Consider the following 12903-nt stretch of genomic DNA (forward strand, 5'->3'; position numbering starts at 1 on the left):
GGTTGACCAGGATCAGGCGAAGAGCCCGGCCTGCTCGATGCGCAGCTTGTCGATCAGCCGGCCCTCGGGCAGCGTGACGTCGGCGTAGGTGAGCACCTCGTCCTTGGCCACGTCGCGCAGAAGGACACAGCCCTCGGTGACGCCCATCGGCAGCAGGTTCTCGTCCTTGGTGACCGACGCCTTCTCGGCCACCGAGTACGTGTCGTAACCACCCAGGCCGTCGATCGTCTGACCGGCCTTCAGGTCGCGCTTGGCGACCGCGACGACCTCGACCGTGGGCGCGCCCAGGGGCTGCATCACGGCGTCGTTGAACAGCACGGCCCGCGCCACCGACAGCGGAACTTCGAAGTGGCACAGGTGGTACGGCGTGTAGAAGCTGTACAGCGGGCCCTCACCGAGCTTGTACAGGTTCAGGTAGTGCTTCTGCTTCGGGTCGTCATGCGTGGCGAGTACGAAAACGCCCGGGCCCGGCTGGCTTCCGACGACGTAGTCGACGTAGCCACCGGCCGCCTTGAGCTCCTCGACGTCGTACGCGCCGGTCAGCTCGTCGACGTGGGCCCGGTGGTCGGAGCCGCGCATGCCGCGCTTCTCCACGGTCATACCGGTCGCGTTGGCCACGATCGCCTGCTCGAAGGAGATCTTCGTGCCGTCGGCGAAGGAGGTCACCATGTGCGGGTCCTGCCCCCACTGCTTGGCAAAACCCTCCTGAGTGGTGGGGTTCCGGTACTCGTCCTGCAGGCCCTTGATGTTTCCGCAGACCAGCGGCGTGAGGCCGATGCTCTTCACGAAGCGCACCAGGTTCATCTGCACGCCCGGCTGGTCACCGTCGCAACCGGTCACGATGACGCCCTTGGCGTCGGCGCGAGCCTTGAGCGCGGAGCCCACGGTGCCGTCGACCTCGGCGTTCAGCAGCACCACGTGCTTGCCGCCGTCGATCGCCGAAGTCACTACGTGGGCGCCGAACTCGACGTTGCCGGTGGCCTCGACGATCGCGTCGATGCCCTCGGCCAGGGTGACGGCCTCGTAGTTCGAGGTGATCACCGGGATGCCTGCGGCAACGGCCTTGGAGGTTGCCTCCGCGGTCTGCGTGACCTCCCACGACGTCACGCCGGCCTCGGTGTACGCACGCTCGGCGTTGGCCTGCGTGCGGTTCACGATGGCGGCGACGACCATGCCGGGAACCGAGTTCACGACCTGGTTGACGAAGCCGCGGCCCATGAAGCCGGCGCCGACCAGGGCGACCCGGACCGGGTTGCCCTCGGCCTCGCGCTTGGCCAGCGCGGTGTCGACGATGATCACTGGGCGGCACCTTCCAGCAGCGCCCAGGACTTGTCCTTGTCGCTGATCACGGTAACCTCGTGCGGCCAGGTCAGGCCCAGGGCCGGGTCGTCGTACCGCTGGCCGCGCTCGGCGTCCGGCGTGTACTTACCGGTGACCTGGTACATCACCTCGGTGTCGTCGACCAGGGTCTGGAAACCGTGGGCGAACATCGCGGGCACGTACAGCGCCTTGCGGTTCTCCGCGGTCAGCTCGACCGACACGTGCTGGAGGTAGGTCGGCGAGTCGGGACGCATGTCCACGATCTGGTCGACGACCGCGCCGCGCACGCAGCGGATCAGCTTGACCTCGGGGGCGTACGCCAGCTGGTAGTGCATCCCGCGAAGGGTGCCCGCCTTGTGGTTGTACGACATGTTGCACTGCTCGACGGCCGGGTTCAGGCCCGCGGCCTCGAACTCGGCCACGTCGAACGTCCGGGCGAAGAAGCCCCGGTCGTCCTCGCGACGGTCGAGCTCAATGATCGCGACGTCGGGGATGTGCGTCTTGGTGATGATCACTGGGCCACCGCCTCCTTGGTCCAGAACAGGTCGGCGTCGAGCTGCTTGGTGCTGATCAGGTGCTCGAGCTGCTTCAGGCGCGTGTGGCCGCGACCGGTGAAGGTGGCCTCGTCCATGTCGATGGACTGGAAGACCTGGTGCAGCTGGGCCGCGCCCTTCTGGGCGTCCCAGTCGCAGGAGAAGCCGGGCAGCTGCGAGGAGATCTTGTCGAAGTTCACCTTGTAGCTTCGGTTGTCGCCCCCGGCCGGGCCGAAGGTGACCTCGCAGCCCGGGAACTCGGCGCCGACGGTCTCGGCGATCGTGCGCACCTGGTAGTTCTGCTCGTTGCTGCCCACGTTGAACTTCTCGTTGTGGACGGCCTCGCGCGGGGCCTCGAGGGCGCAGTAGATCGACTTGGCGATGTCCAGACCGTGGACCAGCGGACGCCACGGCGTGCCGTCCGAGTTCATCGCGATCTTCTTGGTGGTCCAGGCCAGGCCGGACAGGTTGTTCAGCACGATGTCGAAACGCTGCCGCGGCGAGGCGCCGAAGGCGGTGGCGTTACGCATGAACGTGGGGGAGAAGTTGTCCGAGGCCAGGGCGCTCAGGTCCCGCTCGACCAGGGTCTTGCAGTCGGCGTAGGCGGTCTGCGGGTTGACCGGCGAGTTCTCGTCGACGGTGCCCTCGGCGACGCCGTACACGCTGCAGGAGCTCATGTAGACGAAGCGCTCGACGCCGGCCTGGATGGCCATCTCGGCGAGCTTGACCGAGCCCTTGTGGTTGACCGTGTAGGTGACCTCGGAGAGCAGCTCGCCCAGGGGGTCGTTGGACAGCTCGGCCATGTGCACGATCGCGTCGACACCCTCGAGGTCGCCGACCGTGATGTCACGGATGTCCTTGGCCAGCGTCTGGGCCGTGAACGGGACGCCGTTGTACAGCCAGCCCTGCCGGTAGTAGCCGGTGTCGACGCCGATCACTTCGTGACCACGCTTCATCAGCTCGGGCGCCACCAGGCAGCCCAGGTACCCCTCGGTGCCTGTCACCAGGACCTTCATGGTCAATTGCTCCTTGTCGTACGTACTCGGGTATGTGTGCGGTGCGGGGTGGGGCTGCTCAGTCCTTCCAGAACTTCCAGACGGCCTCGCCCTTGTCCCACATCTTGTTCAGCTCGGTCCAGTCCCGGTAGGTGTCCATCCCCAGCCAGAAACCCTCGTGGCCGTTCAGCGTGAGCTGACCGTCGCGGGCCAGCTGCTGGAGCGGCACCTGCTCGAGCATCATCGAGTCGTCGTCGATCGGCGCGAGGTAGTCGTCGATGAAGCTGCGCTCGAACATGAAGAAGCCGCCGTTGACCCAGCCGGTGGCCAGGGTGGGCTTCTCGTTGAACTCGACGACCTGCCCGTCCTGCACGTGCATCTCGCCGTAACGGCTGGTCGGGTGCACGGCGGTGACGGTGCCGATGCGGCCACCGGCGCGGTGCGTCTCGACCACCTTGCTGATGTCGACGTCACCGACGCCGTCGCCGTAGGTGAGCATGAACTGGTCGGCCTTGAGGTGCTCGGCGACCTTCTTCACGCGGCCGACGGTACCGGTCTGGAGGCCGGTCTCGACGAAGGTGATCTCCCAGTCCTCGACCTGGCCGGCCGAGTGGTACACCGGCTGGGCGCCGTCGTGCGTCAGGGTGAAGTCACCCATCTGCTCGCGGTAGTCGAGGAAGTAGCGCTTGATCGTGTCGCCCTTGTAGCCCAGGCAGATCACGAACTTACGGAAGCCGTGGGCGCGGTACATCTTCATGACGTGCCACAGCACCGGCCGGCCGCCGATGTCCACCATGGGCTTGGGCAGCTTGTCACCGCTGGCCTCGCGGAGCCGGGTACCCATGCCCCCTGCGAGCAGGACCACGGGGATCTCGGAGACGGGCAGCTGTTCAGTCACAGGGCATTCCTCGCACATGGGGGGTGAACGGTCGGGTTCGGGGGTGCTCGGCGCATTACCGCATGGTGCTGCGGTGGCCTCGGCGACCCAGTATGACGGCGCCTGTTGTGGTTCCGGCCAGGGTTGACCGGTTCGGCCCAGGGCACCGCCACCGGTGTCTGACGCATCGGGTCAGCACACCGTTGCGTCGGATCAGCCGCCCTCGGCCCGGATCACGGACATCGCCGTCCGCATCAGGATCTTGATATCGAGCCAGAGCGACCAGTTCTCGATGTAGTAGTTGTCGAAACGGGCCCGCTCGGCGATCGAGGTGTCCCCGCGCAGGCCGTTGACCTGGGCCAGGCCGGTGAGACCACAGGGAACCCGGTGCCGGGCGACGTAGTGCGGGTGCTGGCTGCGGAACGTGTCGACGAAGTGCGGACGCTCCGGCCGGGGGCCGACGAGGCTCATGTCCCCGCGCAGGATGTTCAGCAGCTGCGGCAGCTCGTCGAGCGACGAGCGACGCAGGAACTTGCCCACCGGACCGAGACGGTCGTCCAGGGCGATGTTCCAGTTGGTGGCGGACTCGGTCTCGTCCACCGGCTTGAGGGAACGGAACTTCATCACGGAGAAGTGCTGACCGTCGACACCCACGCGCTCCTGCTTGAACAGGATGCCGGGGCCACCCTCCATGCGCACGAGGGCGGCGATGACCGCCATCAGCGGCGAGAGGCACATCAGGGCGAAACCCGAGAAGGCGATGTCGATGGCCCGCTTCACCTGCCAGGCGCGGCTGCGGTAGGCGGCGCGGCGCAGGCGGATCAGCGGCATGCCCCACGCGGTGTCCATCTCGCCACCGACGTGGTGGAGCTCGAACAGGCGCGGTACCACGAAGATTTCGCAGTGCAGACGGTCACAGGTGCGGATGATGTCGACCAGCTCGGACTCGCGCATCGAGCCGAACGCGACGATCACGTTGCGCACCTGGTGGTCGAGCAGGACCTCGACCAGCTGCTCGGGACGGCCCAGGATGCGGTGCGAGGCGCTGACGCCCGGCCGCGGCGGGTCGATGTCGAGGAAGCCGATCGGCTGGAGGCCGTACTGCGGGTGCTGGGAGAGCGACTCGGCCAGGTAGGTACCGACCCGGCCGGCGCCGAGGATCAGGGTGCGGTGCGCGATCCGGCCGGTGCGGCGGGCGTAGCGCACCAGGCCGTAGGCCATGCTGCGCAGGCAGACCGTGGCGACCCCGGTGACCGCGGCGGCGACCAGCAGCTTCCAGTCGACCATCTCGACGTCCCAGCGCAGCTGGTTCAGCGTGAGCTGGCCGGTCACGGTCAGGGCCAGGACCACCAGGAGGCGGCCGGACAGGGCCGGGAGGTCGTCGAGGATGCCCGGCGACAGCCGCGAGCGGTACAGACCGGCGGTGGCGTAGGCGGAGATCAGCAGCAGGGTGAAGAGACCCATGATCGGCCGGACCCCGCCCGAGGCCAGGGCCCCGGCCAGGCAGGCGATCAGGTCGAGCAGCACCAGCATCGGGCGGATGCCGGCGCGGACCAGCGGCCCGGTCCAGGAACCGGCCGGCGGGTCGTCGTCCTGCGCACCCTGGGTGACGTGGAGGTCGGCGCCGGGTCGCGAGGCCTGATTCAGCTGCGGTAGCTGGATCGGCTGGGTCGCGGTCTGCTGGTTGAACGGGGCCTGCGGAGCGTAACCCCCGTAGCCGGGCTGGGCCGCGCTCTGACTGGTCAGCTGCCGGTCGGGGACGGAGCCCCCACGAACATCGATGACCAGCCGTGGTTCGTCCGGGCGGGTGTCCGGGACAGTACCCCCGGCGTCTCGCGAAGCCCTGCCCATCGGATCACGGAGCGTCACTTAAAGCCCTCCCTGTCGCACTGTGTCATCCGCAGCCCCGCACTGCCGTCACTGCCAACGTACGGTCTCGTCATCTTCATCGTGAGCCAATGCAGACTTCGTTACCGCAACGCAGGTGTCGAGTGACGGTACTGGCATCATTGACTACCTTGCGTAGTCACTGGAGAAACACTGGTCTCAGAACCAGGCAACCGAAACCTATCTTTCGGAGCTTTGCCGGTCGAACCACCGATCCCGGGCCGCCAGTAATTTCTGGCTGTTCGGATGAGGTTTGGCATCTCCCGTTCACCCGGCTGGAGCGCCCGGCGGAACGACAGCAGCGCTGCTGCCCCCTGGCGTAAGCATGCCAGGGTGCCGGAGGCGATGCGCTCACGCCTTGGAAGAAAGGATGAAGAATCCGGATATGCGCAACACCTGTCACAGGCCGTGAGATCGTTCGCGCTCGCGGATCTCACGGCCCGTGCCGCCGGGAGGTGCCTCAGCTGGTCGCGGAGACCATCAGGTCGCGCAGTTCGTCGGTGATGTACTCGGCGATCGCCAGCGACGACGTGGCGGCCGGGGAGGGCGCGTTGCGCACCGCCATGACCTTGTCGAGCTTGGAGATGCGGAAGTCGTCGACCAGCGAGCCGTCGCGGTCCACGGCCTGGGCCCGCACCCCGGCCTGGGCCTTCACCAGGTCGGCCGCCTGGATCTCGGGCACGTACTGCTGGGCGAACTTCACGTACAGCTTCTTGCTGAACGAGCCCGCCATCTCGCCGGCACCCATCCGCCAGTGCTGCTGGGCCAGCTTGCGCATGCCCGGCCACTTCAGCGTCTCGAACAGCTCCGAGGGCTTGATCGTGCCCCGGGAGTAGCCCTCGCGGGCGAAGGCCAGCACGGCGTTCGGGCCGAGGTCGACGCCGCCGTGCACGCGCTTGGTGTAGTGCACGCCCAGGAACGGGTAGTCCGGGTTCGGGACCGGGTAGATCAGGCCCTTGACCATGTGGGTGCGCTCGGGCACCAGCTGGAAGTACTCACCGCGGAACGGCACGATCGCGGGGCCCGCGTCGTCACCCGCCCAGGTGGCGACCTTGTCGGACTGCAGGCCGGCGCACACCACGAGCCGGTCGAAGACCAGGGTGCGGCCGTTCGACTTCACCTGAACCTTGCCGTTGTACTGGGTGATCCCGTCGACCGGGAAGTTGAACTCGATGGTGCCGCCGGCCGCGCGCACGTCGTCGGCGTAGGCGTCGGTCACGGCCACGTAGTCGGTGATCGCGGTGTGCGGGGAGTGCAGGGCGGCGACACCGGCCGCGTACGGCTCCAGTTCGCGCAGACCCACATTGTCGAGCCAGGTGACGTCGGGCACGCCGTTCGCGGCGGACTTCTCCTGGATCTTCTTCAGCCCGGCGATCTCGTCCTCGTTGATCGCCACGACGAGCTTGCCGCACTCGTCGTAGGGGAGCTTCTTCTCCTGCGTGTACTCCTTCAGCAGCCCGACGCCGCGGCGGCAGAGCGTGGCCTTGAGGGAGCCCGGGGTGTAGTAGAGGCCGGCGTGCACCACGCCGCTGTTGTGGCCGGTCTGGTGGACCGCCGGACGGTCTTCCTTCTCCAGCACCGTGATCTGGGTGCCGGGGTAGACCTCAGTGATCCTCCGGGCGACGGCGAGACCGACGATTCCGGCGCCGATGACGCCGACGTGCTGAACGGACATCTGGAAATCCTCCGAAATCAAGAAGAGCTCGAGGGTATCCAGCGCCGCGGTGTGGTGATGACCGACTTCGGTCCCCCGTAGCCGGTTCGGTGTACTCCTTCAACGCATTGTGAGTGCCGGATCCCCCGAACGTTGTCGTTCTGCTCCACCTCGGTGGCCCTGGGTGATGGCCCCGGGAACCGGCAGACCCGGTCGATAAGGTCGCACCATGACTGGTGCCCCCGCTCAGGCCGCCCGGCGGCCCGTCCTGGATCTCTCTGCCACGCTGGTGCGCCGCGGATACGTCTGCGACTACGAGGTCGGCGAGCGGCCGCTGCCCGGGCCGGACAAGGTGCTCACCTACGGCCGCCCCGCCCTGCTCGCGGTCAGTACGGTCGCCTGCGTCGCGACCACCGAGAAGGTCGTCGGCCTCACCTACGACGACGGCCCGAACCCGGAGTACACCCCGCAGGTGCTCGACGCGCTGGCCGCCGCCGGTCAGCGGGCCACCTTCTTCGTGCTGGTCGAGCAGGCGGAGCGGTACCCGAACCTGATCCACCGGATCATCGGCGGGGGTCACGAGGTCGCGCTGCACGGCATCGACCACACCCGGCTCAGCTCGCTGCCGCTGAAGAAGGCGCTCTCACTGATCAAGGACGGCAAGGGTCGTCTGGAGCAGGTCGCCGGACGTCGGGTCACGCTGTTCCGTCCCTGCTACGGAGCGCAGACCGTGGGGCAGTACCTGGCCACCCGGGCCCTGGGCCTGGAGGTCGTGGTCTGGTCGGCGTGGGCGCGCGACTGGGACAGCGCGGACGCCGGCGTGATCGCCGAACGGGCGATCGGTTCGCTGCATCAGGGCGGTTTCGTGCTGCTGCACGACCACTCGGGCGACGGCGTGGGCGCCCTCGACCCGGTCACCGGGGCGGAGCTGGAACGCGGTGAGGCGACGCGGGTGCTCCTGCGGGGGATGGCCGAGAAGGGTTACACCTCGCGCACGGTCGGCGAGCTGCTGAACCAGTACCCGGCCGTGCGCACGGTCTGGGCGGAGAAGCGCGACCTCAACCGTCCTGGTGGCATGCCCGCGTCCACCTGAGCCGAACCAGCAAAAAATGGGGGACGCCGGCGTCCCCCATTTTTTGTTCGGTTCAGTTCCGCGGTCAGAGACGGGGCAGCTGGATCGGCCGGGTCTCCGGCGGGATCGGCCGGGCCAGACCGAAGATGTCGTCGTAACGCCGGCGCACCACCGCGGGGGAGTACTTGGTGTCCCAGGCGGTGCGGGCGGCGGCCGAGAGCTGCTGGTTGCGGATCGGGTCGGTGGCCCGCAGCATGGCCGCGGCCAGGTCTTGCGGGGTCTGGCCGACCAGCAGACCGCTGCTCTCGTTGCCGTCGATGCCCTGCACGCCGGCCGGGGTGCCGACCACGGGCAGCGCCCGGGCCAGAGCCTCCAGCACCTTGATCTTCACGCCGCTGCCGGTACGCAGTGGGGAGAGCAGCGCGGCGCTGCCGTTCAGCACGGTGTCGAGGTCGTCGACCCAGCCGAGGAACCGCACGGCGCCGCCCCAGGCCTCACCGGAGGGCAGACCGGCGTCGGTGCCCGGGCCCACCACGTTGATGACCACGTTCGGCAGCACCTGCTGCACGGCCTGACGGCACTCCTTCAGGAACCAGTCCAGCCCGTCGCGGTTCGGGGCGTAGTCGAAGCCGCCGATGAAGGTGAACTCCGGGGCGCCGGTGTAGTAGCGCACCCGGCTGTTCGACGGCTCGCGCAGCAGCGGGGGCAGGGTGCCGATGTTCGCACCGGGCACCTTGGACTGAAGCCGCGCCGTCTCTTCGGGGCTGATCAGGTAAGTGCCGTCGAAGTACTCCGGCTGACGGGTCTCCGAGGCCGCCACCAGGTCGCGCTCCAGGCGTAGCAGCGGCCGGTGCACCCGGGGGCTGGCCAGCAGGCGTTTGGCCGGGCCGGGCAGCAGCTTGGCGAACTCGCCACCGGGGTTGCCGGAGCCGCCCTGCTCCTTCAGCATCGCGTCGTAGCGCTCGGAGAACAGGTCGTCCGCGTAGAGGATGCGGCGCTTCACCTGGTGACCGAAGCTGGTGCCGGGCCACAGGGCCGAGCGGTCGCGCGCGGTCTCGCCGCGCTCCAGCACGTACTGGCCCATCCGCACGGTGTCCCAGATCTCCAGGTCGGCCTGGATCTCGTCCACCGCCGAGAAGATCCGGCTGCCCAGGGCCGGGGAGTGCAGCACGGCTTCCTGCAGCGGGTGCCGGTAGCGCCCACCGGCGTGCTCACCGGCGGCCTGGCCGAAACCGGCCGGCCGGAACCGGGGCGGCAGCACCACGTTGGCGAGCACCGAGGTGGCCTGCTCCACGGTGCCGGGCTTGGAGAGGACGTGCCGCCGGTAGGGCACGTCGGGCCGCTGGATGTCGGCGCGGCCGACGAGCACCAGGTGCACGTTGTCCGGCCCGAGCCGCTCGCACAGGTGGTCGAGGATGCCGCCGATCACCACCGGCTTGCCGTACTTGCGCGGTTCCGGCTCGGTAGCCGTGATGAAGACCGCGCTCGAGATCGTTCCGTCGTTCGTGCCCGCGTCCATGCCCCGCACCTTATCTGCGGTACCGGTATCGGCAGCCGGGGAACAACCGGGCAATCAGCCACCCGGATCATTCCCGAAGCTCACCGTAGCCGGGCCGCGAGCTCCTGGGCCGGGGCGTTGATCGCCTCGGCCCACGACGGGAAGGCGTGCGGCTGGTCGGCGAGTGCCTGCACGGTGACACGGGCCCGCACGGCCAGGGCCAGTTCGGCCGCCCAGGCGTCGGCCTCCGGGCCGATCGCGGCCGCCCCGATCAGCACGCCGGTGTCGGCGTCGGCGATCAGTTCCAGCCCGGCCGGGCGGTCGTCGTCGGGGTCCAGCGTGCGTTCCACCGCGCTGCGGGTGGTTTCCGTGGCGTCGGAGCGGGCTGTCGCGGTACGGACGCCCCGGTCGGCTGCGGTCTTCTCGGTGTCACCGACGGCGAACACGGCCGGGTCGGTGTAGACCACGCGTGGCGTACCCGAATGGTCGGCGTCGCGGCCCCGCCCGAGCAACTCGTCGGCGACCACGCGGGCCTGGTGGTTGGCGCCGTGCGTGTAGGGGTTGATCGCGGTCAGGTCGCCGATCGCGAACACGTCGGTACGGCCGTTGACCCGCATCCGGGCGTCGACCAGCACCTCGCCCTTCTTACCGGTCTCCAGGTCGAGGTCTTCGAGCCCGTCGAGCACGGGCTTCTTCCCGACGGCCACGAGCAGCCGGTCGACCGCGAACGTCTCGCCGTCGGTGGTCAGCGTGGTGCCGTCGACCCGCTTGAGCTCGGTGCCGGTGCGCACGTCCACCCCGAGCCGTTCCAGTGACGTGGCCATCGCCTCGCCCAGCCAGGGCTGCTCGCGGTCGAGCAGCGTCGGCGCCGACTGCAGCAGCGTGACCCGGCTGCCGAACGAGGCGTAGACCTCGGACAGCTCGCAGCCGATCGCCCCGCCGCCGAGGATCGCGAGCCGGCCGGGCAGCTCGGCGGTGGACAGGGCGACGTCGGAGGTCCAGATGCCCGGGGCGCCCCGCTCCAGCCCGTCGACGGGTGGCATCACCGCGGCCGCCCCGGTGGCCAGCACCAGAGCGGTGTTCCAGTGCACGGTTCCCGTGGTCGAGTCGTCGTCCAGCCGCACCCCGCCGGGCCCGGCGGTGGCCCGGGCCCGCACCAGCTCCACGCCGTCCTCGAGCATCCCGTGGGCGGCCAGGGTGTCTTCGCGGTGGTGGACGGTGTCGTCGCGCACGCGCACTGCCCGGGCGAAGGCCTCGAGGTGAGGCACGGCCGAACCGGCCGAACGGTGTCGCCGGGCGGACAGCAACATGGATTTCGACGGTACGCAGGCGACGTAGGCGCACTCCCCGCCGATCCGGTGCCGTTCCACCGCGAGCACCCGCAGGCCGGCCCGGGCCAGCTCACCGGCCAGCGGTTTACCGGCCGAACCGGTGCCGATCACGATCACGTCATAGCGTTCACCGTCGATTTCCGCCGGGGTTTTCCCGGCTTTTCCGACAGCCTCTGCCACTTCTTCGTCGCCCGAGCCGCTCATACCCCGAATCATGCCGACGACCTGCTGATTCGGCATCCCGGGGAATTCCGCGCCGGATGCCTTCGATCTTCTGAGCGGTTAGTTTGGGGCATGGCCGGTTTTCTCGGGAAGTTCAGTGCGTTCGCCCGCTCCCCTCAGGGCAAGAAACTGATCCAGCAGGTCCAGACCGCCGCCAAGGACCCGGCCACCCGGGCCAAGGTGCAGGCCCAGGCCCAGCAGATCAGCAAGCAGCTCAAAGACCCGGCCACCCGGGCCAAGGTGCAGGAGCAGGCCCGCGGCCTGACCAAGCGCCTCAAAGACGCCAAGGGTGAGAAGCCGAAACCCGGGCAGTCTCCTCAGGCGAAAGACGCCCCGGTCTACGGCACCCCGCCGAACGAGGCACCGAAGTACGGTCGGCCTCCGCAGCACTGATCCCGGCGCTACGGCCTTCCCCCTCTTCGTTCGCGATCAGGCAAAATCTCCCCGGGGAAATTTTGCCTGATCACGAACAAGGTGGCGGGCGCATCTCTTCACGCCTTGCCGCCGCCTCGCATCACGGCCGCGAGCCGCTCTCAGGGGCTGGGTCCGGGTCGTTGGCGCGGGCCTTGGTGTCCGCCCGCCCGCCGGGGCCGATGGGTGACGACGCCTGCGGCCCGGCCTGGGCCAGGGCCGTCTCGAACCGGGCCGCGGGACCCCGCCCGAGCAGGTGCACCACTCCCGGCATCAGGCCGCGCACCGGCCGCAGCAGCCGGATGAAGGCCTGGCCGTAGACGTAGGTCGACCGGTGTTCGATGCCGTTCACGATGCGGGTGATGGCCGCGTCCAGGTCGTGCAGGCGCAGCCGGCCGGAGCGCCCGGCCACGCGGCCCATGTCGGTATCGGTGAACGACAGGTAGGCCACGCCCACCCGCACGCCGTGACCGGTCAGTTCGGTGCGCAGGCCCAGGGCGAAGGCCTCCACGCCGGCCTTGCTGGCGCCGTACGCGGTGATCATCGGGGTGGGGGCGAGCGCGGCCAGCGATGCGATCTGGAGGTAGTAGCCCCGATTGCGGACGAGGAGGGGCAGGAACGCACGGACCGTGCGGATGCTGCCGAGCAGGTTGACCTCGATCACCCGGTCGTAGGCGGCCGGGTCGGACAGGCTCAGCGGGCTCCCCATCGCGATCCCGGCGTTGGCGACCAGCACGTCCACCCCGCCGAAACGCTCCTGCACCCCGGCGACGGCGGTGGCCAGGGCGTCGGGGTCGGTCACGTCGCACTCGAACCAGGCGGCCCGGTCGCCGCAGCGGGCGGCCGCGGCGGCCAGCTGTTCCGGCTCCAGCCCGAGCAGGGCGACCTGGGCACCGCGCTCGGCCAGCCTCTGGGCCAGCGCGGCACCGATGCCTCGCGCCGCGCCGGTGATGACAACGACCTGGCCGGCGATCGGCTGCGGGATGCGCATCGCGCTGAGTCTCCTCGGGGGACGGGGGGAGAGAAAAGGCTCAGAAAGTACCTGTGAACGAAGATGCCGTCGGCGGCGCGCCTGATACGCGCGCAGGGCACGATGTGACGAG

General features: G+C 69.1%; 11 protein-coding genes. 2 read left to right on the forward strand and 9 right to left on the reverse strand.

Translation table 11 applies throughout. The annotated features are described in order from the left end of the window. Positions 1-12: 12 nt before the first annotated feature. From LR393_RS12390 to lhgO, 6 genes are all read right to left on the reverse strand, one after another. On the reverse strand, positions 13-1299 hold the full coding sequence (locus LR393_RS12390; RefSeq protein ID WP_231484002.1) for an NAD(P)H-dependent oxidoreductase: 1287 nt from the start codon (positions 1297-1299) through the stop codon (positions 13-15). After that, complete coding sequence (gene rfbC / locus LR393_RS12395) at positions 1296-1835, reverse strand: dTDP-4-dehydrorhamnose 3,5-epimerase (RefSeq protein ID WP_231484003.1); 540 nt, start codon at positions 1833-1835, stop codon at positions 1296-1298. The genes LR393_RS12390 and rfbC overlap by 4 nt, the downstream gene beginning before the upstream one ends. Beyond that, positions 1832-2869, reverse strand: a complete 1038-nt coding sequence (locus LR393_RS12400) for an NAD-dependent epimerase/dehydratase family protein (RefSeq protein WP_231484004.1) — start codon at positions 2867-2869, stop codon at positions 1832-1834. Before LR393_RS12400 ends, rfbC begins: the two co-directional genes overlap by 4 nt. Positions 2870-2927: 58 nt before the next feature. Continuing rightward, positions 2928-3764: a glucose-1-phosphate cytidylyltransferase gene (locus LR393_RS12405; protein ID WP_407937309.1), complete on the reverse strand. Its 837-nt coding sequence runs from the start codon at positions 3762-3764 to the stop codon at positions 2928-2930. A 174-nt stretch (positions 3765-3938) separates the two neighbouring features. Further along, complete coding sequence (locus LR393_RS12410) at positions 3939-5594, reverse strand: sugar transferase (RefSeq protein WP_231484006.1); 1656 nt, start codon at positions 5592-5594, stop codon at positions 3939-3941. A 478-nt stretch (positions 5595-6072) separates the two neighbouring features. Next, positions 6073-7287, reverse strand: a complete 1215-nt coding sequence (lhgO, locus tag LR393_RS12415) for an L-2-hydroxyglutarate oxidase (protein ID WP_231484007.1) — start codon at positions 7285-7287, stop codon at positions 6073-6075. A gap of 208 nt (positions 7288-7495) precedes the next feature. Between lhgO and LR393_RS12420 the strand changes: the two genes are divergently transcribed. Next, positions 7496-8359, forward strand: a complete 864-nt coding sequence (locus LR393_RS12420) for a polysaccharide deacetylase family protein (RefSeq protein WP_231484008.1) — start codon at positions 7496-7498, stop codon at positions 8357-8359. A 64-nt stretch (positions 8360-8423) separates the two neighbouring features. Here the strand turns inward: LR393_RS12420 and LR393_RS12425 are convergent, their stop codons facing one another. Beyond that, positions 8424-9857, reverse strand: coding sequence for a glycosyltransferase family 4 protein (locus LR393_RS12425; RefSeq protein WP_231484009.1), 1434 nt, complete (start codon positions 9855-9857; stop codon positions 8424-8426). Positions 9858-9937: 80 nt separating this feature from the next. After that, positions 9938-11371, reverse strand: a complete 1434-nt coding sequence (locus LR393_RS12430) for a dihydrolipoyl dehydrogenase family protein (protein WP_231484010.1) — start codon at positions 11369-11371, stop codon at positions 9938-9940. A 90-nt stretch (positions 11372-11461) separates the two neighbouring features. Here LR393_RS12430 and LR393_RS12435 point away from each other — a divergent pair, with 90 nt between their 5' ends. Continuing rightward, positions 11462-11782, forward strand: coding sequence for a hypothetical protein (locus tag LR393_RS12435; protein ID WP_231484011.1), 321 nt, complete (start codon positions 11462-11464; stop codon positions 11780-11782). Positions 11783-11903: 121 nt separating this feature from the next. On the opposite strand, the gene LR393_RS12440 is transcribed toward LR393_RS12435, so the two are convergent. Next, the gene (locus LR393_RS12440) at positions 11904-12791 is read right to left on the reverse strand and encodes an SDR family oxidoreductase (protein WP_231484012.1); all 888 of its coding nucleotides are present in this window, start codon (positions 12789-12791) and stop codon (positions 11904-11906) included. Positions 12792-12903: the final 112 nt, after the last annotated feature.

Origin of the sequence: Kineosporia mesophila (genome assembly GCF_021129235.1) — a bacterium.
GTDB classification, from domain to species: domain Bacteria; phylum Actinomycetota; class Actinomycetes; order Actinomycetales; family Kineosporiaceae; genus Kineosporia; species Kineosporia mesophila.

What these genes read in the sequence shown, in the direction of transcription:
- LR393_RS12400 (WP_231484004.1), bottom strand. Translation starts at nt 2,869, where the DNA reads ATGAAGGTCCTGGTGACAGGCACCGAGGGGTACCTGGGCTGCCTGGTG.
- LR393_RS12405 (WP_407937309.1), bottom strand. Translation starts at nt 3,764, where the DNA reads ATGTGCGAGGAATGCCCTGTGACTGAACAGCTGCCCGTCTCCGAGATC.
- lhgO (WP_231484007.1), bottom strand. Translation starts at nt 7,287, where the DNA reads ATGTCCGTTCAGCACGTCGGCGTCATCGGCGCCGGAATCGTCGGTCTC.
- LR393_RS12420 (WP_231484008.1), top strand. Translation starts at nt 7,496, where the DNA reads ATGACTGGTGCCCCCGCTCAGGCCGCCCGGCGGCCCGTCCTGGATCTC.
- LR393_RS12425 (WP_231484009.1), bottom strand. Translation starts at nt 9,857, where the DNA reads ATGGACGCGGGCACGAACGACGGAACGATCTCGAGCGCGGTCTTCATC.
- LR393_RS12430 (WP_231484010.1), bottom strand. Translation starts at nt 11,371, where the DNA reads ATGAGCGGCTCGGGCGACGAAGAAGTGGCAGAGGCTGTCGGAAAAGCC.
- LR393_RS12435 (WP_231484011.1), top strand. Translation starts at nt 11,462, where the DNA reads ATGGCCGGTTTTCTCGGGAAGTTCAGTGCGTTCGCCCGCTCCCCTCAG.
- LR393_RS12440 (WP_231484012.1), bottom strand. Translation starts at nt 12,791, where the DNA reads ATGCGCATCCCGCAGCCGATCGCCGGCCAGGTCGTTGTCATCACCGGC.